Below are 24,984 nucleotides of genomic sequence, written 5' to 3' on the forward strand. Positions count from 1 at the left end.
AAGGAGACGCTCATGGACGCCGCGGCATCACGCGAGAGCTGGATCCAGTCCCTGCCGGAGCACCTCCGGGACCGGATGCGCTCCCGCCTGGCCGGCGACGCCGGGGACGGACGGCCGGACCGGATCGCCCCGGTGGGCCGGGACCGGGAGCTCCCGCTGTCCTTCGCCCAGCAACGGCTCTGGTTCCTCGACGAGTTCGAGCCGGGCAGCGCGGAGTACAACTCCTGCACCTCGCTGCGGCTGACCGGTGAGCTGAACGTCCCGGCCCTGGCGCTGGCCCTGTCGGCGCTGGTGGCGCGCCATGAGTCGCTGCGGACGACGTTCGACGCGGTGGACGGGCAGGGCGTGCAGATCGTCGGCGAGCCGTTCCGCGTGCCGGTGCCGGTCGCGCAGGTGCCCCGGGCGCCACGCGAGGACCGGGACGCGATCGTCCGGAGCCTGCTGCGGGCGGAGGTGGCGCGCCCCTTCGATCTGCGCACCGGGCCGCTGCTGCGCGCCCTGCTGCTGAAGCTGGACGAGCGCGAGCACATCCTTGCCCTGACGATCCATCACATCGTCACCGACGGCTGGTCGATGGGGATCATCGGGCGGGAGCTGAGCGCCCTCTACGACGCGGCGCTGCGGCCCGGCGCCGCACCGCGCGATGCGCAGGCGCTGCTCGACCGCGCGGGACTGCCCCCGCAGACCGTCCAGTACGCCGACTTCGCCGTCTGGCAGCGCGAGCGGCTCTCCGGCGAGGAGCTCGACCGCCAGCTGGCCTACTGGACCGGCAAGCTGGACGCCGTCACCCCGCTGGAGCTGCCCACCGACCGGCCGCGCCCGGCCGTTCGCACCTCCGCCGGCGCCCAGCACCTCTTCTCCCTCTCCCCGGAGACCACCGAACGGCTCACCAAGGCGGCCAGGGACCGCGGCGCGACCCTCTTCATGGCCGTCACCGCCCTCAGCCAGCTGGTGCTCTCCCGGTACTCGGGGCAGAGCGACATCGCCGTGGGCACCTCCGTCTCCGGCCGCGACCGGGGCGAGGTGGAGGGGCTGGTCGGCTTCTTCGTCAACACGCTGGTGCTGCGCGAAGAGGTCGATGAGAGCAAGCCGTTCGCCGACTTCCTGGACTCCGTACGGGAGACCGTGCTGGAGGCGTTCGCGCACGCCGAGGTGCCGTTCGAACGGGTGGTGGACGCGGTCGTCACCGACCGGGACCTGAGCCGCCCGCCGCTCGTCCAGGCCATGGTCTCGCTCCAGAACACGCCCTCCGAGCCGCTGCGGCTGAGCGGGCTGACCCTGGAGGACTACGTCTTCGCCCGCGAACAGTCCCTCTTCGACATCGACTTCGACTTCTGGGAGCGCGACGGCGGCCTCCTCGGCGCCGTGCAGTACAACCCCGATCTCTTCGACGCGAGCACGGTGGAGCGGATCTGCGGGCACCTTCAGATCCTCGCCGACCGGCTGACCGCCGACCCCGGCCGCCCCATGGCCCGTATCGCGATGCTCACCGCCGACGAGGAGCACCTGCTGCTCACGGGCTGGAGCGGCGCCCGGCATCCGCTGCCCGACACCACCCTCCCCGCGGTGTACGAGGCGCAGGCCGCCCGTACGCCCGACGAGACCGCCCTGGTCTGCCACGCCGTCTCGCTGACCTTCCGGGAGCTGGAGGAGCGCGCCAACCGGCTGGCGCACCACCTCATCTCCCGGTCGGTCGGCCCCGAGGACCTCGTGGCGCTGGCGCTGCCCCGCACCGAGGACATGGTCATCGGCATCCTGGCGGTCCTCAAGGCGGGCGGGGCCTATGTGCCCGTCGACCCCGATCTGCCGCGCGACCGCGTCGCGTTCATGCTGGCCGACGCCGCCCCGGCGCTGGTGCTGGTCAGCGGCGCGGACACCGCGTCCCGCCTCGGCGTGCCCCCGGCCCTGCCCGCCCTGGACCTGACCGGTGCGGCGGCCCGCGAGCTGCTGGCCGGCTGCCCCGCGACCGCGCCCACCGACGCCGACCGCCGCGCACCGCTGCGCCCGGCCCACCCCGCGCACCTCATCTACACCTCCGGCTCCACCGGCCGCCCCAAGGGCGTCCTCACCGACCACGCCGGGCTGCTCAACCTCTACCGCAACCACGAGGCGGAGTTCATCCGCCCGGCGTCCGAGGCCGCCGGAGGGCGGCTCTTCAAGGCCGCGCTGACCGCCGTGTTCTCCTTCGACACCTCGTGGGAGGGCCTGCTGTGGATGGTCGCGGGCCATCAGCTGCACGTCCTCGACGACGAGGTCCGGCGCGACCCCGAGGCGATCGTCGGATACGTCCGCAAGGAGCGCATCGATCTGCTCGACCTCACCCCGACCTTCGCCGAACAGGTCCTCGCGGCCGGGCTGCTGACCGGCGACGATCACCGGCCGGCCGTGCTGATGCTCGGCGGCGAGGCGGTGGGCGACACGCTGTGGCAGCAGCTGCGGTCCGCCGAGGGCGCGGCGGCCACAGCGGACGCCGCGGCCACCGCGGGCACCGGCACCACCACCGGCTACAACTTCTACGGGCCGACCGAGGCCACCGTCGACACCCTGTGGTGCAAGCTCGCCGACAGCCCCCGGCCCGTCGTGGGCCGCCCCGTGCACAACACCGGCATCCGCGTCCTGGACCGGCAACTGCGCCCCGTCCCGGTCGGCGTCGCCGGCGAACTCCACCTCTCCGGGCCCCAGCTGGCCCGCGGATACCTGGGCCGCGCGGCCCTGACCGCCGAGCGGTTCATCGCCGACCCCTACGGCGAGCCCGGTACCCGGATGTACCGCACCGGCGACCTGGTGCGCTGGACCGCCGACGGCGTCATCGAATACCTCGGCCGCGCCGACGACCAGGTCAAGGTGCGCGGCTTCCGCATCGAGCTGGGCGAGATCGAGTCGGCGCTGGCCGCGCACCCGGACGTGGCGCAGTCCGTGGTGGTGGCCCGCGAGGGCCGGGCCGGCGGCAAGCAGCTCGTCGGCTATGTCGTCCCGCGGCCCGGCGCCGAGGCCCCGGACACCGCGCAGCTGCGCGAGCTGCTCTCCCGCACCCTGCCCGACTACATGGTGCCCACCGTCGTCGTCGCCCTCGACGCGCTGCCGATGACCAGCAGCCGCAAGGTCGACCGCAAGGCCCTGCCCGCCCCCGACCCCGCCCTCTTCGCCTCCGCCGCCGCCCGCGTCGCGCCCCGCACCGCCCTGGAGGAGACGCTGGCCGGCATCTGGATGCAGGTGCTGAAGCTGGACGGCGTCGGCGTGACGGACAACTTCTTCGAGCTGGGCGGCAATTCCATCCTCAGCATCCAGGTGATCTCCCGGGTCCGTAAGACCTTCGGGATCGAACTGTCCGCCCGCGCCCTCTTCGACCGCCCCACCATCGCGGGCTTCGCCGAACAGGTCGCCGCGGGCCGGGCCGCCGCCCACACCGCCCGGATCGCCCCGGCGGACCGCGACCGCCCGCTGCCGCTGTCCTTCGCCCAGGCCCGGATGTGGTTCCTGGACGAGTTCGAGCCGGGCAACGCCGCCTACAACGCGGGCGGGGTGCTGCGGCTCAGCGGCCCGCTGGACACCGGCGCCCTGTCCGCCGCCCTCTCCGCGCTCGTCCGCCGCCACGAGGTGCTCCGGACGACGTTCGACACCGAGGACGGCGCGGCCGTACAGCGCATCGGCGAGCCCTACGACGTCCCCGTCCCGCTCGCCGAACTGACCGCCACCGGCCCGGCCGCCCGCGAGGCGGAGCTCCAGGACACCCTGCGCGCCGAGATCGCCGTCCCGTTCGATCTGCGCCGCGGCCCGCTGCTGCGCGCGCTGCTGGTACGCGACGGCGCGGACGAGCACGCCCTCGCCGTCACCATGCACCACATCGTCACCGACGGCTGGTCGATGGGCGTGGTCGCCCGCGAGCTGGGCGCGCTCTACGACGCGGCGCTCGAATGCGGCTCGCGGGACGCCGCGGAGGTGCTGGCGCACAGCGGCCTGGCCCCGCTGTCCGTGCAGTACGCGGACTACGCCGTATGGCAGCGCGACCACCTCGCCGGGGCCGAACTGGAGCGCCAGCTCGACTTCTGGAAGCGCGAGCTGACCGACGTCGCGCCGCTGGAACTGCCCACCGACCGGCCCCGACCGCCGGTCCGCGGCTACGCCGGTGCCCTGCACACCTTCGGCCTGTCGCCCGCCGCGACGTCCCGCCTCGCCCGTCTCGCCCAGGACCACGACGCCTCGCTCTTCATGGCCGTCACCGCGCTCAGCCAGCTGGTGCTGGCCCGCTGGTCCGGGCAGCGCGACATCGCCCTGGGCACCCTCAGCTCGGGCCGCGACCGGGGCGAGGTCGAGGACCTGGTCGGCTTCTTCGTCAACACCCTGGTGCTGCGCGAGGACGTCGACGAACACCTGCCCTTCGGGGAGTTCCTGGACTCCGTGCGGGAGAGCGTGCTGGCGGCGTTCGCGCACGGCGAGGTGCCCTTCGAGCGGGTGGTCGACGCCGTGGTCGCCGAGCGCGATCTGAGCCGCCCGCCGCTCGTCCAGGCGCTGATCGCCTTCCAGAACACCCCCGCGGAGCCGATGCGGCTGCACGGCCTGCGGCTCTCCGAGCAGCCGCTCGCCCGCGACTTCTCGCTCTTCGACCTCACCCTGAACTACTGGGAGGAGGACGGCGCGCTGCGCGGCTCCGTCGAATACAGCACCGAACTCTTCGACGAGGCCACCATCGCCCGCCTGACGGGCCATCTGGCCACCCTCGCCGAGGAGCTGACCGCGCCCGAGGCCACCGAACGGCCCATGGCGACGCTGCCCATGCTCACCGCGCCGGAGCGCAGCCGCGCCGCCGCGGACCGCGACGGCGCCCGCCACCCGCTGTCCGACGCCACCGCCATGGACCTCTTCGAGGCCCAGGCGGCCCGTACCCCCGACGCCCCCGCCGTCGTCTCCGACGGCGCCGCCCTCACCTATGCCGAACTGGACGAGCGCGCCAACCGCCTGGCCCGTCACCTGATCGGCCTCGGCATCGGCCCCGAGGACGTCGTCGCCGTCTCCATGCCGCGCTCGGCCGGCCTCCTGGTCGCGCTGTACGCGGTCCTCAAGGCCGGCGCCGCCTATCTGCCCGTCGACCCCGGCTATCCGGCCGAACGCATCGCCGCACTGCTCGCCGACGCCCGCCCGGCCTGCGTCATCACCCAGCGCGCGGCCGGCCTCCTCGTACGGCTCGACGAGGGCACCCACCACCTGGTCCTGGACGCCCCCGCCACCCGTACGGCACTGGCAGCGCAGCCCGGCGGCGTCCTCACCGACGCCGACCGGCGCGCGCCGCTGCGCCCCGGCCACGCCGCGTACGTCATCTACACCTCCGGCTCCACCGGCCGCCCCAAGGGCGTGGTCGTCCCGCACACCGGGCTCGCCAACTACCTGCGCTGGTGCGAGGGTTCCTACCCCGGCATCCGCGGCGGCGCGGTACTGCACTCCTCCGTCTCCTTCGACCTCACCGTCACCACCCTCTTCGCCCCGCTCATCGCCGGCGGCACGGTCTACGTCAGCGACCTGGAGGACCTCGACCCGCGGCTGTGGAGCGAGGCCGGCCGGCCGGTGCCGACGTTCCTCAAGGCCACCCCCAGCCATGTGGGGCTGCTGGAGTCGCTGCCCGCGGAGGTGCTCGCCGAGGGCGATCTCGTCGTCGGCGGCGAACAGCTGCTGGGGGAGTCCCTGACCGCCTGGCGCGCCGCCCATCCGGGCGCGACCGTCGTCAACGAATACGGCCCGACCGAGGCGACGGTGGGCTGCGTCGTCCACAGCCTGACGCCGCAGGACCCCGACGCGGCCGGCGCGGTGCCCATCGGCGGCCCCTCGTGGAACATGCGCGCCCATGTCCTCGACGCCCTGCTCCGCCCGGTTCCGGTCGGGGTCCCAGGCGAGCTGTACGTGGCCGGCGCCCAGCTCGCCCGCGGCTATCTGGGCCGCCCGGAACTGACCGCCGAGCGCTTCGTGGCCGACCCGTTCGGCGCGCCCGGCGAGCGGATGTACCGCACCGGGGACCTGGTGCGCCGGACCGCCGACGGCGGCCTGGAGTACCAGGGCCGCACCGACGACCAGGTCAAGATCCGGGCGCACCGGATCGAACTGGGCGAGGTGGAGGCGGCCCTGGCGGCGGCCCCCGGCGTGGGCCAGGTCTGTGTCGTCGCCGCCGCGGGCCCCGGCGGCCTCCGCCTGGTCGGCTATGTGGCCCCGCGCCCCGAAGGCCCCGCGCCGGACGCGACGGCGCTCAAGGAGTTCGCGGCCCGCAGCCTGCCCGAATACATGGTCCCGGCGGCCCTGGTCGTGCTGCCCGAACTGCCGCTGACCATCAACGGAAAGGTGGACCGCAAGGCGCTCCCCGCACCGGAGACGGCCACCGCGGCACCGGCCCCCGCCGATCTGCCGGAGACCGACACCCAGCGACTGCTCGCCGGGATCTTCGCCGAGCTGCTCGGCCTGGAGCGCGTCGGCCTGGACGAGGGCTTCTTCGACCTGGGCGGCGACTCCATCCTCAGCATCCAGCTGGTCGCCCGGAGCCGCCGCGCCGGACTGCCGCTCAGCTCGAAGGAGGTCTTCCGCAGCGGAACGGTGCGGGCGCTGGCGGAGCTGATCGACGCGGCCGGGCAGGCGGACGGGGGGAGCGGGGCGGGCGCCGCGGCCGGGCAGTCCGTGAGCAAGCCGGCGGGCACGGCAACTCGGACCGGCACGGGCACGGACGCGGACGCGGGCGCGGAGGCCGGTACGAGCGCCGGGCCGGTGCCCCTCACCCCCGTACAGCACTGGTTCTTCGACGCCTACCGCACCGCGCCGCAGCACTACAACATGTCCGTCCTGCTGGAGCTCGCCCCGGACACCGACCCGGCGGCGCTGACCCGGGCCGTGGAGGCGGTGACGGCGCGGCACGAGGCGCTGCGGATGCGGTTCCCGCAGGAGGGGGCGCGCGTACAGCGGCCCGCGCCCGGCGTCGTCCCCGTACCCGTCGACCGCGAGGACCTCTCCGGTGTCCCGGAAGAGGAGCTGGCGCGGACCGTCGACCGTGTGGTGGCGGCCGCCCAGTCCTCGCTGGACCTGGCCCGCGGGCCGGTGGCGAGAGCGGTGCTCTTCGACGGCGGCACCGCTCACCCCTCCCGCCTCCTCCTGGTCGCCCACCACCTGGTCACCGATGCGGTCTCGCTGCGCATCCTGCTCGCGGACATCGAGGCCGCCTACGGTCAGGCCCGAGCGGGGGAGCCGGTGCGGGTGGCGCCCGTCCCGACGTCCTTCACCGGGTGGGCGGCACGGCTGAGCGACCACGCCGCCGGCGGCGCCCTGAACGCCGAACTCCGTTATTGGGAAGGGGTGGTGGAAAAGAATTCGGCCACCCTTCCGGTGGATGCGCAGGGCGCCAGTACGGTATCGTCCGAGGCGGAATACACGGTCGAACTGACCGAAAGGGAAACCGAGGCGCTGCTGCGCACCGCACCGGGCGCCTATCGGGTCCGCACGGAAGCGCTGCTGCTGGCCGCGCTCGGCGCGACGCTTTCCGAATGGACCGGCGGCGACGGCATTACGGTCGATATCGAAGGCCATGGCCGCGACGAGATATTCGACGACATCGATCTCTCCCGCACCGTCGGCTGGTTCACCACCCTCTACCCGGTCCATCTGGCCCGGCCCACGAGCGACGACCCGCGGGCCAGGGCCAAGGCGATGGGGCGGCAACTGCGGGACATTCCCGGGCGTGGCCTGGGATACGGCGCACTGCGACACCTCGCCGGCGCACCCTCGCTGACCGCGGCGGCCACCCCGCAGGTGATCTTCAACTACCTCGGCCGCTTCGACGAGACGCCCGGCGGCGGCCGGGAATCGGGGCCCTTCCGGTCCGTATTGCCGGCCGTCGAGCAGCAGAGCGCACGGAGCGAACGGCCCCATCTGCTCGATATCGCGGGAGCGGTCAGCGGACAGCAATTCCGGCTCACCCTCCGCTATTCCACCGAAGTGCACAGAGAAAAGACCATCGCCGATCTCGCCGAGCGCTTCCTGCGCGAACTGCGCACGCTCCTCGGCTGACCCGCACCGCATTCCGCCCCGCCGCATTCCGCCGCACAGCATTCCGCTGCTACACACCCAGCGAAAGGACCATTCCTCATGTCCAACCCCTTCGAGAACGACGAAGCCTTCTACCTCGTGCTCGTCAACAAAGAGGGCCAGCACTCCGTCTGGCCCAGCTTCGCCGACGTCCCCCAGGGCTGGGAGGTCGCCTTCGGGCCGCAGCTGCGCCAGGAGTGCCTGGACTTCGTCAACACCAACTGGACCGATATGCGCCCCAAGTCCCTGATCGAGGCCATGGGCGCCTGACCGGCACCCGGGCACGGAACGACAACGCAGGAGAGGCATCAGCATGGTTGAGGAACTCCCCGGGCGGCTGGCCACGCTCGGCGGCCGGCGCGGCCGGCTCGAGGGCACCGCCCACACCCACGTCGTCGTCTACGAGGCCGACGGCGACGACCCGGACCTCCCCGGCATCGCCCGCTGGGCCACCGAGCAGCGCGAGCACCTGATGGAGGCCCTCGGCACCCATGGCGCCGTGCTGGTACGCGGTGTGGTCGACAACGCCGCGCTGCTCAACGACGTCGCGGCCCGTATCGGCGGCGAACTGCTGAGCTACACCGAGCGGTCCACGCCCCGCAGCCAGGTCGACGGCAACGTCTACACCTCCACCGAGTACCCGGCGAACCAGACCATCGTCCAGCACAACGAGAGCGCCTACTCGCACAGTTACCCGCGCTGGCTGTTCTTCGCCTCCGTCATCGCCGCCGAGACCGGCGGCGAGACCCCGCTCGCGGACACCCGCGCGCTGCTGGACCGGCTGCCCGCCGACCTGGTGGCCCGCTTCCGTGACAAGGGCGTCCTCTACACCCGCGCCTACCGCGAGGGCATGGGCCTGACCTGGCAGGAGTCGTACCAGACCGAGGACCGGGCGGACGTCGAGCGCTACTGCAAGCAGCACGGCATCGAGTTCACCTGGACCGAGGACGGCCTGCGGACCCGGCACCGCAGGCCCGCCCTGATCACCGACCCGGTCAGCGGGCGGGAGTCCTGGTTCAACCAGTCGCATCTCTTCCACACCTCCAACCTGCCGCCGGCCACCCGCGAGGCGCTGGCCGAGATGTTCGACGCGGAGGACATGCCCCGCGCCGCCTACTACGGCGACGGCACGCCCATCACCGACGAGGAGATGGCCACCGTCCGGGACGCGTTCGAGGAGTGCAGCTACGCCTTCCCGTGGGTGCGCGGCGATCTGCTGATCGTCAACAACCTGCTGGTCTCGCACGGTCGTCGGCCCTACACCGGCGAGCGGCAGACCCTCGTCGCCATGGCGGGCGCCGGAGGTGGCGACGATGAGCGCTGACCGCCCGGACCCGGCCCGCGAGACCAAGCTGGCCAAGGTGCACGACTACTACCGGCTGGTGGACGCCACCGATGTGCCCGGCCTGATCGCGCTGTTCACCGAGGACGCCGTATACCGGCGCCCCGGCTATCCGCCGATGCGCGGCCACCAGGGCCTGTGGGCCTTCTACACGGGCGAGCGGGTCATCGAGAGCGGCCGGCACACCGTCACCTCCGTCGTCGTCCAGGGCGAGCGCAGCGCGGTCACCGGCGTCTTCGAGGGTGTTCTGAAGGACGGCAGCGAAGTCTCCCTGGAATTCGCCGACTTCTTCGTCCACGACGACGCCGACCAGCGCTTCCGCCGCCGGGACACCTACTTCTTCGCCCCGCTCGTCTAGCCGCCCGTCGCGCCGTGGACGTGCCCCGACCCGCGCCACCCCCCGTACCGCCCGACCCGCCCGATCCGTGCGACCCGCCACAGGAGGCCGGAGTGCCTATCGTGTCCAAACCCGTCGCCCGCCCGCTCACCCCGTCGGAGCGCGCGGAACGTACCGCCTCGACCGCATTCGGCTCCGCCTTCACCGAACACCTGGTCTCCATCCGGTGGAGCGAGGAACAGGGCTGGCACGACGCGGAGCTGCAGCCCTACGGGCCGCTGCTGCTGGACCCCGCCACGGTCGGCCTGCACTACGGGCAGGTCGTGTTCGAGGGGCTCAAGGCCTTCCGCTCGGCCAACGGCCGGGTCGGCGTCTTCCGGCCCGAGGTGCACGCCCGCCGGCTGCAGTCCTCGGCCCGCCGGCTGATGATGCCCGAGCTGCCCGAGGAGCTGTTCCTCGACGCGGTGGACGCCCTGGTCGCCCAGGACCAGCACTGGATCCCCGACGACCCCCAGATGAGCCTGTATCTGCGGCCCGTCCTCTTCGCCAGCGAAGTCACCCTCGCGCTGCGCCCGGCCCGCGCCTACCACTTCCTGCTGATGGCCTTCGTCACCGAGGGCTACTTCGGCCCCGGTCAGCGCCCGGTACGGGTCCAGGTCACCGACACCTACTCCCGCGCCGCGGCCGGCGGCACCGGCGCCGCCAAGTGCGCGGGCAACTACGCCGGGAGCCTGCTGCCCCAGGCGGCGGCCCAGGAGGAGGGATACGACCAGGTCGTCTGGCTCGACCCGGTGGAGCGCCGCTGGGTGGAGGAGCTGGGCGGGATGAACCTGTTCTTCGTGTACGGCTCCGGGCGCGACGCCCGCCTGGTCACCCCGCCGCTGTCGGGCAGCCTGCTGGCCGGCGTCACCAGGGACGCGCTGCTGCGGCTGGCCCCGGCCCTCGGCGTGCCCGCGGCCGAACAACCGGTGAGCCTGGAGGACTGGCGCAGCGGCTGCGCGTCCGGCGAGCTGACCGAGGTGTTCGCCTGCGGCACCGCCGCCCGGATCACCCCCGTGGGCGAGGTCGGCACCGCCGACGGCTCCTGGACGATCGGCGACGGCACCACCGGCGAGGTCACCGCCCGGCTCTCCGACGCCCTGTTCGGCATCCAGCGCGGTGAACTGCCCGACCGCTACTCCTGGATGCGGCCCGTCGAACCGGCGCCGCAGCCGGCCGGCACATGAACGCGGCGACGGCACCCGACGCGCACGCGGAAGACCCCCAACACCCCGCATCCGACCGCCTGTTGACGATGCTCAAGGAGAGCGGAGCCCGCTACGAGCTGCTCTCCCATCCGCCCGAAGGGCACACCGCACGGGCCAGCGAGCTGCGCGGCCACCCGCTCTCCGCGGCGGCGAAATGCATGATCGTCACCGTGGAGGGCACCGACGCCGTCGACCGCCAGGTGCTCGCGGTGATCCCCGGCGACCGGCGGGTGGCCCTGCCCCGGGTGGCCGGCGAATTCGGCGGCCGGCGGGCCCGGCTGGCCCGCCGTGAGCTGGCCGAGCGGCTGTCCGGCTGCGTCAGCGGCAGCATCATCCCGTTCGCGTTCCACGACGAGCTCTCCCTCCTCGCCGACCCGGCGCTGCTGGAGGAACCCGTGCTGTATTTCAACGCGGCCCGCCTGGACCTTTCGGTGGCGCTGGCCACCGAGGACTACCGCGCGCTGGCCAACCCCAAGATCGTCCCCATTGCCGAGTGACGGCGCCCCGCGAACGGCCCTTTGAAGTGCGTCTTTTCAACAGCGCTTAAGAGCCTGTTCCGCCCCTGCACCCTGCTGGATGCTGTGCGCCAGCTCACCATTATTTCCCGCCCAGCAGCATTCCCACACACCACCTTTCCCGGAGGAATTGTGCTTTCCAGCGTAGTAATTGTCGGCGGCGGCACCTCGGGCTGGATGACGGCCGCCTATCTGCGGGCCGCACTCGGTGAGAGCATCAACGTCACCGTCGTCGAGTCCAAGCGGATCAAAACCATCGGCGTCGGCGAGGCCACCTTCTCCACCGTGCGCCATTTCTTCGACTACCTCGGTCTCCCGGAGAACGAGTGGATGCCGAAGTGCAATGCCACCTACAAGCTGGGTATCCGCTTCGAGAACTGGCGCGCAAAGGGCCACTACTTCTACCACCCCTTCGAGCGGCTCCGCGTCGTCGACGGCTTCCCGCTCACCGAGTGGTGGCTGAACAAGAAGCCCAGCGACCGCTTCGACCAGGACGTCTTCATGATGTCCGAGATCTGCGACAACCTCCGCTCGCCGCGGTACCTGGACGGCACCCTCTTCGAGCAGGACTTCATCGAGCGCGGCGGCTCCATGGACCTCGAGCGCACCACGCTCGCCGAGCAGGCCACCCAGTTCCCCTACGCCTACCAGTTCGACGCCTCGCTGCTCGCCGACTTCCTCACCGAGTACGCCACCACCCGCGGCGCCCGGCACATCGAGGACGACGTGGTGGAGGTCGTCCGCGACGAGCGCGGCTGGATCAGCCACCTCCGGACGCGGGAGCACGGCGAGCTCGCCGGCGACCTGTTCATCGACTGCACCGGCTTCGCCGGCCTGCTGCTCAACAAGACGCTGGGCGAGCCGTTCCTCTCGTACCAGAACAGCCTGCCCAACGACAGCGCGGTGGCGCTGCGCGTGCCGCACGACGCGGAGCGGACGCGGCTGCGCCCCTGCACCACCGCCACCGCGCAGGAAGCCGGCTGGATCTGGACGATTCCGCTGTTCGAGCGCATCGGCACCGGTTACGTCTACGCCAGCGACTACACCACGCCGGAAGAGGCCGAGCGCACCCTGCGCGAATTCGTCGGCCCCCAGGCGGCGGACGTGGAGGCCAATCACATCCGTATGCGGGTCGGGCGCAGCCGTAACTCCTGGGTCAACAACTGTGTGGCCATCGGCCTCGCCAGCGGATTCGTCGAGCCGCTGGAATCGACCGGCATCTTCTTCATCCAGCAGGGCATCGAGGAACTCGTCAAGCATTTCCCGAACGCCGACTGGGACCCGCAGCTGCGCACCTCCTACAACCGCACCGTGGCCAATGCCATGGACGGCGTGAGGGAATTCCTGGTGCTGCACTACCGCGGCGCGGCGCGCAACGACAACGCCTATTGGCGGGACGCGAAGACCCGGGAGATTCCCGACGGACTGGCCGCCCGTATGGAGGCGTGGCAGTCCAAGCTGCCCACCGAGGAGACGATTTTCCCGCACTACCACGGCTTCGAGCCGTACTCGTACCACGCGATGCTGCTCGGCCTCGGCGGAATCGACCTCAAGCCCGCGCCCGTGCTGGCGCACATGGACGACTCGCGTGCCGCACAGGAGATCCAGCGGCTCAAGGACCAGGCCCGGGACATCGCCAAGCGGCTGCCCAGCCAGTACGAGTACCTCGCCCAGATGCACTGACCCGCCGGCCCGGCCGACCGGGCGGCACCACTGACGAGGAAAGGGAGAGACCGTGGACGCACTGACCGTAGTCCAGCCTGCGCTGGTCCTCGCGGCGATCGTCCCCACCGCGCTGCTGGGCCGCTGGACGGCCCGTCGCCTGGGCCAGCCGGAGGTGGTCGGCGAGATCACGGTCTGTCTGCTGCTGGGCGTGCTGCTGGTCACGGTGACCGGCTGGGGCGGCCCGCAGGCCCAGGGCAAGGACGCGCTCAAGGAGTTGGGCCATATCGGCCTGGCGCTGTTCCTGGTGGGCGCCGCGCAGGAAATCCGTGGCGGCGCCGTCCGGATCAGCGGGCGGGCGGTGGCCTGGCTGACGGTCGGGTCCGCGTTGCTGCCCATGGCGGCCGGGGGACTGCTGGCCGTATGGGTCCTCGACTTCGGCGGTCCCCGGCTGCGGGGCGGCGCCGAAACCCCGGCGCTGGTGCTGATGCTGGCCGTATCGCTGGCCGTCACCGCCGTCCCCGTGCTGGCCGGCATCCTCAAGGACCGGCGGATCGAGCACACCGGCACCGGCCGGCTGGCCATGGCCAGCGCGATCACCATCGACGCGGTGACCTGGGTACTGCTGGCGCTCGCCGTGGCCCTGGCCACCGGCCAGGGCGGCATCGGCCGGGCCGCCGCGGTCCTCGCGGGCGGCGCGATCGGCGGGTATCTGCTGCGCCGGCTGGCCGCCACCGCCCCCGTACGGAAGGCGGCCGACGCCCACCCCACGGTGGTGCTGGTCCTGGTCGCCGTGGCCGCCTTCGCGGCCTCCACCGCCACCGGAAGCCTCGGCCTGACCGATGTCTTCGGCGCGGTGCTGGTGGGCCTGGCGCTGCCCGCGGACGGCGAGCGGGGGGCGTTCTCCCGGGCCGCCGGCACCCTCGGCCGGACCGGCCGCCTGGCCCTGCCGGTCCTCTTCACCATCACCGGGACCTCGCTCGCGGTCGGCCCGGACGCGCTCTTCTCCTGGCCGGCGGTGGCGCTGGGCACCGCACTGGCGATCGCCTCGAAGCTGATCGGCAGCTACCTGGGGGCGCGGGCGGGCGCCCAGACGCACCTGGAGGGCATGCGCCTGGCCGCGTTGATGAACACCCGCGGCCTGACCGAGATCGTCGTCCTCCAGACCGGCTACAGCGCGGGCATCCTCACCCCCGGCCTCTACCTGGCGCTGGTCATCATGGCGCTGATCACCACCGCACTCAGCGGCCCGCTCCTGTGGGCCGCCGACCGCCGCGGCCGCACCACCCCCGTGGCCGCGGAGCCAACCCTCCAACCAGCCGAGCGGTGAGCCCCTTGGAACTCGTCACGCCATCCACCGAAGAGAGCGCGCCGGCCACGGACACCCCGGCCACCGACACCGACTCCCGAGCCGCCGACCCGAGCACCCCGGCGCGCTTCCGTTCGCTGATGACCGGATTCCCCAGCGGCGTGGCGGTCATCACCGCCGTGGACCGGGACCACCGTCCCTGGGGCATGACCTGCTCGGCGCTGTGCAGCGTCACGGTGGAACCGCCGACCCTGCTCGTCGGCATGCGGATCGGCAGCCCCACCCTGGCGGCCGCCATGTACAGCGGCCGGTTCGCGGTCAATCTGCTGCACGCCAAGGGGCAGGAGACCGCCGAACTGTTCGCCTCCGGCGACCCGGACCGCTTCGCCGTCACCGTCTGGGACGCGCCCGCCGGCCGCGGCGGCCCCCACCTGACCGAGGCGGCGCGGGCGGTGGCCGACTGCGAGATCACCCAGACCGTACGGGTCGGCGCCCAGCGCATGGTCTTCGGCCAGGTCTACGGCATCCGCGAACTCGCCGACACCGAGCCTTTGCTGTACGGCCTGCGGGCCTACCGCTCCTGGCCACCGCCGGGCTGAGACCCGCCCCTAGGGTCCGTCCGCACCCCCCCCGCTTCCCCCACCCCTCCACGCCCCGCGCTTCCCCCACCTGAACTGGAGCGACATGAGCGAGCTCGCCCGCACCCGGACCGCCCGCCCCCGGCACTACCTGATGTGCCGCCCCACCCACTTCGAGGTCAGCTACTCCATCAACCCCTGGATGGACCCCGCCAAGCCCGTCGACACCGAACTGGCCGTCGCCCAGTGGGAGCGGCTGCGCGCCCTCTACGCCGAGCTCGGCCACCGGGTGGACCTGATAGACCCCCTCCCCGGCCTGCCTGACATGGTCTACGCGGCCAACGGGGCCACCGTCGTCGACGGCAAGGTCCTCGGCGCCCGCTTCCGCAACGCCGAGCGCACCGCCGAGGGCCCCGCCTACCTGGACTGGTTCCGCGCCGCCGGGTACACCGCCCGCCACGACCCCGAGCACATCAACGAGGGCGAGGGCGACTTCCTGGTCACCGGCAGCTGGGTGCTGGCCGGCCGCGGCTTCCGCAGCGCCCCCGAAGGGCACGCCGAGGCCCAGGAGTTCTTCGGCCGCCCGGTGATCGGCCTGGAGCTGACCGACCCCCGCTACTACCACCTCGACACCGCGCTGGCCGTCCTCGACCACGACGAGGTCATGTACAACCCGCAGGCGTTCTCGCCCGGCAGCCTGGCCGTACTCCGGCGGCTGTTCCCGGACGCGGTGCTCGCCGACCCCGCGGACGCCGCCGTATTCGGCCTCAACGCGGTCAGCGACGGCCGCCATGTGGTGCTGCCCGAAGCGGCCACCGGGCTCGCCGCGCAGCTCCGCGGGCGCGGCTTCGAACCCCTCGGCATCGACCTGTCCGAACTGCTCAAGGGGGGCGGCAGCGTCAAGTGCTGCACCCTCGAACTCCGCGGAGAAACGAGCGGAGAGGCCCGCGGAGAAGCCCGCTCACACCCGCACCGAAGAGCCTGACGGCTCACCACCCGAGGCGGAAGCGCCGCGCGGCAACCGCTCTGCGGCGCGGCGCTTCCCCATTCCGCACTGTCCTACGGGAGGCCCCTGATGGAGGACAGCACCGTGCACAGACCGCAATCACCCCAGATCCTGCCGGACTTCGGCGTCCAGCGGCCCAGCCGCATGCCGACCGGCAAGTACCGGGCGTACCGTCCCCTCGGGCTTCCCGACCGGACCTGGCCGGACCGCGTGGCCCAGCGGGCACCCCTGTGGTGCAGCGTCGATCTGCGCGACGGCAACCAGGCGCTGATCGAGCCGATGAACGTCGAACGCAAACGCCGGATGTTCGACCTTCTGGTGGCCATGGGCTTCAAGGAGATCGAGGTCGGCTACCCGACGGCCTCCAGGGACGACCACGATTTCGTACGCCATCTCATCGAGGACGACGCCATCCCCGAGGACGTCGTCATCCAGGTGATGTCCCCCATCCGCCAGGACTTCATCGAGCGGACCGTCCACGTGCTGCGCGGCGCCCGGCGCGCCTGCCTCCAGGTCTTCAACCCGACGTCGGAGGTGCAGCGCAGGCTGGTGCTGCGCGCCGACCGGCAGGCGACCCTCGCCCTCGCCCTCGACGGCGCCCGCCAGGCGCTCCGCCTCCAGGACTCCCTCCCCGACACCGAGCTCTACCTCCAGTACGCCCCCGAGTCCTACACCCAGACCGAGCCCGACTACGCGCTGGAGATCTGCAACGCCGTACTCGACTTCTGGGCACCGCGCGCCGACCACACCCTGCGCATCAACCTCCCCGCCACCGTCGAGATCTTCCCGCCCCAGGAATTCGCCGACCGGATCGAGTACGTCAGCCGGCACCTCGCCCACCGCGACCGCACCCTCCTGTCCGTGCACCCGCACAACGACCGCGGCAGCGGCGTCGCGGCCGCCGAGATGGCCGTGCTGGCCGGCGCGCAACGGGTCGAGGGCACCCTCTTCGGCAACGGCGAACGCACCGGCAACGTCTGCCTGATCACCCTCGCCATGAACCTCTTCTCACAGGGCATCGACCCGATGCTGGACCTCGGCGGCATCGACCGCATCCGGCGCATCGTCGAGGACTGCAACCAGATGCCGGTGCCGGCCCGGCACCCCTGGGCGGGCGACTTCGTCTACACCTCGTTCGCCGGCACCCACCAGGACGCGATCGGCAAGGGCCTGGTGGCCCGGCAGCAGGCCGGCGACCAGGGCGTCTGGGACGTGCCGTACCTCCCCATCGACCCGCGGGACATCGGGCGCGACTACCAGGCGCTGATCCGGATCAACACCCAGTCCGGCAAGGGCGGCATCGCCCATCTGCTGCGCAGCGCCTACGGCCTCGAACTGCCCCGGCGGCTCCAGATCGACTTCGCCGCGGTGATGCAGAAGCAGTGCGAACGCACCGGAGGCGAGGCTTCCGCGCCGCAGGTGTGGCTGACCTTCGAGGAGACCTACGCCCTGCCGCGGACCGCGGACGACCCCCGCAACCCGCTGGTGCCCGCGCTGGGGGAACCGTCCGGCGGCACGGCCACCGAGAAGTGGCTCGCCCCCGCGCAGCGGCTCCTCGGCGAGCTGGGCGTCACCGGCCAGGTCCGGCACGCACAGGTCGACCGGGTCACCGGCCGCCTCAACGGCGCCGTCGCCTACCTCGAAGTCGTGGTGGACGAGCGCTCCTTGTGGGCCGTCGGCCGGCACGCCCAGGAGGGTGAGGCGGTACGCCGCGCGGTGCGCTCCGCGGTCCGGCGCGCCGCCCTGGCACGCACCCCGGTGGCGCCGTGACGACGCCGACCGTGCTCGAAGAACTCGTGGCCGGCACACGGGAGGATCTCGCCGTACGCCAACACGCGGTGAGCCAGGCAGAGTTGAGGGAGCGCATCGCCCGCATGCCGCCGGCCCTCGACGCCGTCGCCGCGCTGCGCCGCCCCTCCGGCGTCCAGGTCATCGCCGAGGTCAAGCGGGCCAGTCCCGCCAAGGGGCCGCTGGCGCCGATCGCCGATCCGGCGGCGCTCGCGGAGGCCTACGAGAGCGCGGGCGCCGCGGCCGTCAGCGTGCTCACCGAGCGGCGCCGCTTCCAGGGCACCCTCGCCGACCTCGACGCGGTACGTGCCAGGGTCGGCATTCCCGTGCTGCGCAAGGACTTCATCGTCACGCCCTACCAGCTGTGGGAGGCGCGGGCACACGGCGCCGATCTGGTGCTGCTGATCGTGGCCGCACTGGCGCAGGGCGACCTGGTGGCGCTGATGGAGACGGCCGGGGAGCTGGGGCTGACCGTTCTGGTGGAGGTGCACGACGAGGCGGAGGCCGACCGGGCGCTGGCCGCCGGGGCGCGGGTCATCGGGATCAACGCCCGGAACCTGAAGACCCTGGAGGTCGACCGGTCCGCCTTCGGGCGGCTCGCCCCGCGGATCCCCGCCGACGTGCTGCGGATCGCCGAATCGGGGATCCGCGGGCCGGCGGACGTGGCCGCGGTGGCGGCCCACGGCGCGGATGCCGTCCTGGTGGGGGAGGCCCTGGTCACCGGGGCCGAAGGACCCGACCGGACGCTGGCCGCGCTGCGCGCCGCGGGGCGCCGCTGACGGCGGCGCTGACGGCGGCGCGGCGGGCGGCGTCCGGCCGGGACCGGGCGGACGCCGCGGACCGGCCGGACCCGGCGGACCCGGCCGCGGCCTACCGCCCGCCGCCGCCCGCCAGCTTGCCGGACACCGTCACCCACCGCTCCAGCACCTCCGCCGCCGCCCCCGAGTCGATCGCCCGCGCACCCCGCTCCATCCCGGCCGCGAGGCGTACGGCGATCGGCTCGTCCGTCGGGTCGAGCGCCGCCAGCCCCGCGGCGGTGGACAGCAGCACGGCATCGCGCACCGGCCCCCGCGCGCCCGCCAGGAGGTCCCGCGCCACCCCCGCGTTGTGCGCGGCATCCCCGCCGCGCAACGCCTCCAGCGGGGCGTACCGCACGCCGATCTCCCGGGGATCGAACACCTCCCTGCGCACCGCCCCGTCCCGCACCGACCAGACCGTGGAGGTCGTGGTGACCGTCAGCTCATCGAGCCCGTCATCGCCACGGAAGACCAGCGCATCGGCGCCGCGCCGGGCCAGCACACCGGCCAGCAGCGGCGCCAGCCGGGCGTCCGCGACGCCGACCGCCTGCGCCGTGGGGCGCGCCGGATTGGTCAGCGGGCCCAGCGCGTTGAAGACCGTGGGTATGCCCAGCTCGCGCCGCGCGGTGACGGCATGCCGCACGGACGGGTGGAAGAGCGGCGCAAAGCAGAAGGTGATGCCGACCTCCGCGACCAGCCCGGCGACCTCCGCCGCCGGCAGCTCCAGCGCCACCCCGAGCCGCTCCAGCACATCCGCCGACCCGCAGGCCGAGGACGCGGAGCGGTTGCCGTGCTTGACCACCCGCGCCCCGGCGCCCGCCGCGACGATCGCCGACATCGTGGAGATGTTGACGCTGTTCGAGCGGTCGCCGCCGGTACCGACGATGTCCAGCGTCGGCCCGGGGACCCGGAGCGGCACGGCGTGCGCGTACATGGCCCGGACGAACCCCTCGACCTCGTCGACGGTCTCGCCCTTGGCCCGCAGCGCCACCACAAGTCCCGCCAGCTGAGCGGGGGTTGTCAGGCCCCGCATCACCCGGTCCATCGCCCGCGCGGTGTCCTCGGCGGCGAGATCCTCACCGGCCAGCAACGCCGTCAGCAACTCGGGCCAGGACTTTTCCCTGTCCGCAGCGGTATCCGTATCCGCAGCAGTTTCCGTATCCGTATCGGTCACGGCAATCCCCTTCCCTCACGGCAATTCTGTGGTTCGCCGCAAACCACCGAACAGACCAATTCAGCGCGGCAATTCCGGTCCACTTCCGGGGAGAAGAAATGGCCTGGCACGCCCTTGTCGACGTGTCCCGAAACTCCGCATTACCGCTCACCGCGCAGATCGAGTCCACCCTGCGGAACGAAATATCGGCCGGCGCGCTGCACCCGGGCACCCGGCTGCCCTCCAGCCGGCAGCTCGCCGAGGATCTGGGCGTCTCGCGCAGCGTGGTGGTCGAGGCGTACGGCCGGCTGATCGCCGAGGGCTACCTCGAGGCCGTACGGGGCTCGGGCACCCGCGTCGCCCCCCACATGGCCGCGCCGCCCGCGCCGCCGGGCCTGCCCACGCTGCTCGACGACGGCCTGGTCCCGCCGGCCCGCTGGGACCTGCGCGGCGGCACCGCCGGGCTGACCGGCTTCCCGCACCGCGAATGGCTCGCCTCCTACCAGCGCGCCCTGTCCGCCGCCGGCCCGCACGACCTGGACTATCCGCCGCTGTCCGGCGCGGCGGCGCTGCGCGAGGAGCTGGCCCAGTACCTCGGCCGGGCGCGCGGCGTGCTCACCACCCCCGGCCAGATCATGGTGATGTCCGGCTTCGCCCAGGCGCTCGGCCTGCTGTGCTCCGTACTGTCCGCCCACGGCATCGACCGCATCGCCATGGAGGACCCCTGCCACCACCGGCAGCGGCAGTTCCTCCAGGAGGTGGGGCAGCGGCCGGTGCCGGTCCCGGTGGACGCCGAGGGCATCGACGTCGACGCGCTCGCCCGCACCGGGGCGCGAGCCGTCCTGGTCACCCCCGCCCACCAGTTCCCCACCGGCGCCACCCTCACCGCACAGCGCAGGGAAGCCCTCGTCCGCTGGGCGCGCGACACCGACGCCTGGGTGATCGAGGACGACTACGACGGCGACCTGTGGCTGGAGCGCGGCGCCCGCCCGCCCGCGCTCCAGCGGCTGGCCCCCGAACGCGTGGTGTACGGCGGCACCGCCAGCAAATCCCTCGCCCCCGGACTGCGCTTCGGCTGGCTGGCGGTGCCCGCCCGGCTGCTGGCCCCTCTGGAGCGGATGCGTTCCCACCGCGACCTGGGCTCGGACATCGTCACCCAGCTCGCCTTCGCCGAGTTCCTGCGCTCGGGCCATTTCGACCGCCATCTGCGCCGCCGGCGCGCCCGCTACCGAGTCCGCCGCGAGGCCCTGACCCAGTCCGTCCGCCGCCATCTGCCGGGCGCGCGGATCGCCGGCGCGGCGGCCGGTCTGCACGCGTATCTGAGCCTGCCGCCCGGCACCGACGAGGCCGCCCTGGTCGAACGGGCGCTGCGCTGCTCCGTACTGGTCCGCGGGGGCCGCCGCTACCACCGCCGCCCCGAACTGGCCGCACCCGCACTGGTGCTGGGCTATGCCGCGGTGCCCCGTACGGGGATCGCGGAGGCGGTGGAGGCGCTCGGCGCGGCGTATGCGGAGCGGGGCGAGGGCGCGGGCCCCGCGCCGGCGAGGAAGTTCTCGAACAGCGCCAACCCGCCCTCCGTCATGATGCTCTCCGGATGAAACTGCACCCCCTCCACCGCCAGTTCACGGTGGCGCAGCCCCATCACATAGCCGTCGTCCTCGGACGTCGCCGTCTCCACCAGGTCCGCCGGCAGCGGCCGGGAGACGATCAGCGAGTGGTAGCGGGTGGCGACCGTGCTGGACCCGAGCCCCGTGAACACCCCCGCCCCGTCGTGCCGTACGGAGCTGGTCCGCCCGTGCAGCAGATGACCGGCCACCGCCACCCGCCCGCCGAAGGCGAGCGCGATCGCCTGATGCCCCAGGCACACGCCCAGCACCGGCACCGCTCCCGCGAACCGCCGCACCAGCTCCACATGCCCGGACACGGCCGGATGCCCCGGACCGGGCCCCAGCACCACCGCATCCGGCCGGGTGGCCGCCAGCTCCTCCGGACTGCGGGTATGCGACCGCACCACCTCGGTGTCGGCGCCCAGCGTCCGCAGATACTGATCGATGATGTGCACAAAACTGTCATAGGCATCCACCAGCAACACCCGCATCACGCCAGCTCCTCACCGGTCAGCGCCCAATAGGCGGCGCCCATCTTCGCCAGGGTCTCGTTCCACTCCGCCTCGGGCGTCGACTCCGCCACGATGCCCGCCGAACTCTGCGTGGAGTACGTCCCGGTACGGCCGTCGCGCACCACCGTCCGGATGCACAGCGCCAGCTCGCTCCAGCCCCGGACGTCGATCAGCCCGACCGCGCCCGCATACATCCCGCGCCGCTCCCGCTCCAGCCCGTCGATGATCTCCATCGCGCGCAGCTTCGGCGCGCCGGTCATCGTCCCCGCCGGGAACGTCGCGCACAGCGAACGCCAGACATCGGCGCCCGGCTCCAGCCGCCCGGTCACCGTCGAGACCATGTGGAAGACATGGGAGTACGCCTCGACGGTCATCAGATCGTCCGCCGCCAGCGAACCCGGCCGGCACACCCGCCCGATGTCGTTGCGGCACAGATCGACCAGCATCACATGCTCGGCCTGCTCCTTCGTGCTGGCCAGCATCTCCTTCACGCGCAGCTGGTTCTCCTCCTCCGACGCCGTCAGCCGCGTCGTCCCCGCGATCGGCCGCATCGCGAGGGTGCCGTCCTCGGTACGGAAGAACAGCTCCGGGCTGGCACCGATGAGGGTGTCCCCGGCCCGCGGCGCCAGATACATGTACGGCGAGGGATTGCGGTGCCGCAGCCGCCGGTAGACCTCGACGGGTGTCAGCCCGGTCTCGACGTCCACCCGGTGCCCGATCTGGATCTGGTAGATGTCCCCGACCCCGATGTGCTCCAGACACCGCCGCGCCCACCCCAGGAAGGTCTCCCGCGCGACGCTGTCGCGTACCGCACGCGGCGCCGGCGCCGGAGGACAGGCCGCGAGATCCCCGCCGGCCGCCTCGGCCGCGAACGCCGCGACATCGGGCTCCGCCGGGTACGGATACGGCGCCGGGAACGCCTCCGAGCGGGCGGTCAGCAGCCGCGCCCGGCCCGCCTCCCGGTCGTAGCGGACGGTGTCCCGATAGAGCGTGAACGTCATGTCGGGGCCGTCGCGCTCGCCGTCCCGCGCGGGCAACTCGTCCATGTGCCAGGCGGCTTCGTACCCCAGACAGGCCAGGAACCCGAACGCGTAACCGGCACCGCCGGCCGGACCGTCGCCCGTCACGGCGAACATCCCCTGGGCGCGCCGCAGCAACTCCCAGACCTGCTCGGACCGTTGGAACGCCCACTCGGACGACCGTGCCCGGCCGGACGACCGCCCCGACGGCCCCGGCTCCATCCCGGCCGCCCCGGCCGCCGCGGCCAGCGCCTCGCTCAGCGCGGCCGCGCCCTCGATCTCCACCCGTCCGGCGAACACCCGCACCTCGGCCAGCCGTCCGTGGCCGACCACCGCCCAGCGGCCGCCCTGCTCCGGCCCGGCCAGGCTCTCGAAGAGAAACGGCTCGTGCCGCCCCAATTCCCGTTCCAGGGCGGCATAGAGCCGCAGCGGATCGTGCGGCGCCAGCTCCCTTTCCGTCATGTGTACGCCGATCTGCACGCCATCGGCATTCTCTGTGTATCCCATTCGGCAAGAGAAACATCGGGCCGGTGACCGCGACCAGACCAATTGCGCGCAGCCCGAGCAGTCCACTCACAGGACGCTTGACCGTATTCCCCCGGACGCGCTGGAATCCTTATGGCAGGGCCGCCCACCCAGCGAATTCACCGCAGGTTCCCCGGCATTCACCCGAAGCCGGCACTCACCCACAGCAAAGGCCCGCAATGACGACCCAGCACACCCCCACGCCCTCCACCCCCGACGCCTGGCGCGGCCTCCCGGCCGCCCAGCAGCCGCAGTGGCCCGATCCGGAACTGCTGCGCGAGGTCACCGACGGGCTCGCGCACGCCCCCGCGCTCGTCTTCGCGGAGGAGTGCGACCGGCTGCGGGAGCGGATGGCCGCGGTCGCCCGCGGCGAGGCGTTCCTGCTCCAGGGCGGAGACTGCGCCGAGACCTTCGCCGGGGTGACCGCCGACGCCATCAACGGCAAGTTGCGCACCCTCCTCCAGATGGCCGTGGTGCTGACCCACGGCGCCGCCGTCCCCGTCGTCAAGGTCGGCCGGATCGCGGGCCAGTACGCCAAACCCCGCTCCCGGCCGACCGAGACCCAGGGCGGCGTCACCCTCCCCGTCTACCGCGGCGACGCCGTCAACGGCCTGGCCTTCACGCCCGCCGACCGCCGCCCCGACCCCCGGCGGCTGCGCCGGATGTACGAGGCCTCGGCCGCGACCCTCAACCTCGTCCGGGCCTTCGCCACCGGCGGCTACGCCGACCTCCACCAGGCCCACGCCTGGAACCGCGGCTTCGTCTCCCACTCACCCGCCGGCCGCCGCTACGAGGAGCTGGCCGCCGAGATCGACCGCTCCCTGCGCTTCATGGCGGCATGCGGAGTCGACCCCCAGGAGCTGCGCGCGGTCGAGTTCTTCGCCGGCCACGAGGGCCTCCTCCTCGACTACGAGGCCGCGCTCACCCGCACCGACTCCCGTACCGGACTCCGGTACGCGGGCAGCGGCCACCTCCTGTGGATCGGCGAACGCACCCGCGACCTGGACGGCGCCCATGTCGAGTACTTCTCCCGCATCCGTAATCCCATCGCCGTGAAACTCGGCCCCGACGCCACCGCCGACCAGGCACTGGCCTACACCGAGAAGCTCAACCCGACCGCCGAACCGGGCCGGCTGACCTTCGTCGTCCGGATGGGCGCCGACGCGGTCCGCGACCGGCTCCCCACCCTCGTGGCGAAGGTCACCGCGCAGGCCGCCCCCGTCGCCTGGGTCTGCGACCCCATGCACGGCAACACCTTCGAGGCCCCCAGCGGCCACAAGACCCGCCGCTTCGAGGACATCCTCGGCGAGGTCGAGGGCTTCTTCGCGGTCCACCGCGACCTCGGCACCCACGCGGGCGGCATCCACGTCGAACTCACCGGCGACGACGTCACGGAGTGCATCGGCGGCGGCGAGGAGGTCCAGGTCGCCGACCTCCACCGCCGCTACGAAACGGCCTGCGACCCGCGGCTGAACCACAACCAGTCCCTCGAACTGGCCTTTCTGGTGGCCCAGATGCTCCGCACCTGAACCACC

General features: G+C 72.9%; 16 protein-coding genes and 1 pseudogene. 14 read left to right on the forward strand and 3 right to left on the reverse strand.

What is annotated here, in order from left to right; all coding sequences use genetic code 11:
- The first annotated feature begins 12 nt into the window (after positions 1-12).
- The 12 genes from AC5677_RS31255 (at position 13) to trpC (ending at position 18,615) form a co-directional block, all read left to right on the forward strand.
- Entirely contained in the window at positions 13-8,034 is an 8,022-nt protein-coding gene (locus AC5677_RS31255) for an amino acid adenylation domain-containing protein (protein ID WP_497191224.1), read from the forward strand.
- 78 nt (positions 8,035-8,112) lie between these two features.
- Positions 8,113-8,322 (forward strand): MbtH family protein, encoded by a 210-nt coding sequence (locus AC5677_RS31260; protein WP_497191225.1) that lies wholly within the window; start codon positions 8,113-8,115, stop codon positions 8,320-8,322.
- A 43-nt stretch (positions 8,323-8,365) separates the two neighbouring features.
- Positions 8,366-9,376 (forward strand): TauD/TfdA family dioxygenase, encoded by a 1,011-nt coding sequence (locus AC5677_RS31265; RefSeq protein WP_497191226.1) that lies wholly within the window; start codon positions 8,366-8,368, stop codon positions 9,374-9,376.
- Positions 9,366-9,752, forward strand: coding sequence for a nuclear transport factor 2 family protein (locus AC5677_RS31270; RefSeq protein ID WP_497191227.1), 387 nt, complete (start codon positions 9,366-9,368; stop codon positions 9,750-9,752). The genes AC5677_RS31265 and AC5677_RS31270 overlap by 11 nt, the downstream gene beginning before the upstream one ends.
- 92 nt (positions 9,753-9,844) lie before the next feature.
- Positions 9,845-10,957, forward strand: a complete 1,113-nt coding sequence (locus AC5677_RS31275) for a branched-chain amino acid aminotransferase (RefSeq protein ID WP_497191228.1) — start codon at positions 9,845-9,847, stop codon at positions 10,955-10,957.
- Positions 10,954-11,475: a YbaK/EbsC family protein gene (locus AC5677_RS31280; RefSeq protein ID WP_497191229.1), complete on the forward strand. Its 522-nt coding sequence runs from the start codon at positions 10,954-10,956 to the stop codon at positions 11,473-11,475. Before AC5677_RS31275 ends, AC5677_RS31280 begins: the two co-directional genes overlap by 4 nt.
- A 195-nt stretch (positions 11,476-11,670) precedes the next feature.
- Positions 11,671-13,176: a tryptophan halogenase family protein gene (locus AC5677_RS31285; protein WP_497196828.1), complete on the forward strand. Its 1,506-nt coding sequence runs from the start codon at positions 11,671-11,673 to the stop codon at positions 13,174-13,176.
- A 52-nt stretch (positions 13,177-13,228) separates the two neighbouring features.
- On the forward strand, positions 13,229-14,485 hold the full coding sequence (locus tag AC5677_RS31290; RefSeq protein ID WP_497191230.1) for a cation:proton antiporter: 1,257 nt from the start codon (positions 13,229-13,231) through the stop codon (positions 14,483-14,485).
- 5 nt (positions 14,486-14,490) lie between these two features.
- Entirely contained in the window at positions 14,491-15,063 is a 573-nt protein-coding gene (locus tag AC5677_RS31295; protein WP_497191231.1) for a flavin reductase family protein, read from the forward strand.
- A gap of 85 nt (positions 15,064-15,148) precedes the next feature.
- A complete protein-coding gene (ddaH, locus tag AC5677_RS31300) occupies positions 15,149-16,027 on the forward strand; it encodes a dimethylargininase (protein WP_497191232.1) in 879 nt (292 codons plus the stop codon).
- Between the two features lie 90 nt (positions 16,028-16,117).
- Positions 16,118-17,818: a 2-isopropylmalate synthase gene (locus AC5677_RS31305; RefSeq protein WP_497191233.1), complete on the forward strand. Its 1,701-nt coding sequence runs from the start codon at positions 16,118-16,120 to the stop codon at positions 17,816-17,818.
- The gene (gene trpC, locus AC5677_RS31310) at positions 17,815-18,615 is read left to right on the forward strand and encodes an indole-3-glycerol phosphate synthase TrpC (protein WP_497191234.1); all 801 of its coding nucleotides are present in this window, start codon (positions 17,815-17,817) and stop codon (positions 18,613-18,615) included. The genes AC5677_RS31305 and trpC overlap by 4 nt, the downstream gene beginning before the upstream one ends.
- A gap of 91 nt (positions 18,616-18,706) precedes the next feature.
- On the opposite strand, the gene trpD is transcribed toward trpC, so the two are convergent.
- Positions 18,707-19,807, reverse strand: a complete 1,101-nt coding sequence (gene trpD / locus AC5677_RS31315) for an anthranilate phosphoribosyltransferase (RefSeq protein ID WP_497191235.1) — start codon at positions 19,805-19,807, stop codon at positions 18,707-18,709.
- A gap of 98 nt (positions 19,808-19,905) precedes the next feature.
- Here trpD and pdxR point away from each other — a divergent pair.
- Positions 19,906-21,222: pseudogene (gene pdxR, locus AC5677_RS31320) on the forward strand (MocR-like pyridoxine biosynthesis transcription factor PdxR); the annotation flags it as partial.
- Positions 21,223-21,233: 11 nt separating this feature from the next.
- Here pdxR and AC5677_RS31325 read toward each other — a convergent pair.
- Together AC5677_RS31325 and AC5677_RS31330 are read right to left on the reverse strand one after the other, a co-directional pair.
- On the reverse strand, positions 21,234-21,884 hold the full coding sequence (locus AC5677_RS31325) for an anthranilate synthase component II (protein WP_497196829.1): 651 nt from the start codon (positions 21,882-21,884) through the stop codon (positions 21,234-21,236).
- A complete protein-coding gene (locus AC5677_RS31330; protein ID WP_497191236.1) occupies positions 21,884-23,431 on the reverse strand; it encodes an anthranilate synthase component I family protein in 1,548 nt (515 codons plus the stop codon). Before AC5677_RS31330 ends, AC5677_RS31325 begins: the two co-directional genes overlap by 1 nt.
- 197 nt (positions 23,432-23,628) lie before the next feature.
- On the opposite strand from AC5677_RS31330, the gene AC5677_RS31335 reads away from it, so the two are divergent.
- Positions 23,629-24,978, forward strand: a complete 1,350-nt coding sequence (locus AC5677_RS31335; protein ID WP_497191237.1) for a class II 3-deoxy-7-phosphoheptulonate synthase — start codon at positions 23,629-23,631, stop codon at positions 24,976-24,978.
- The last annotated feature ends 6 nt before the right edge of the window (positions 24,979-24,984 follow it).

It is taken from the genome of Streptomyces sp. JLSY215 (assembly GCF_059682825.1).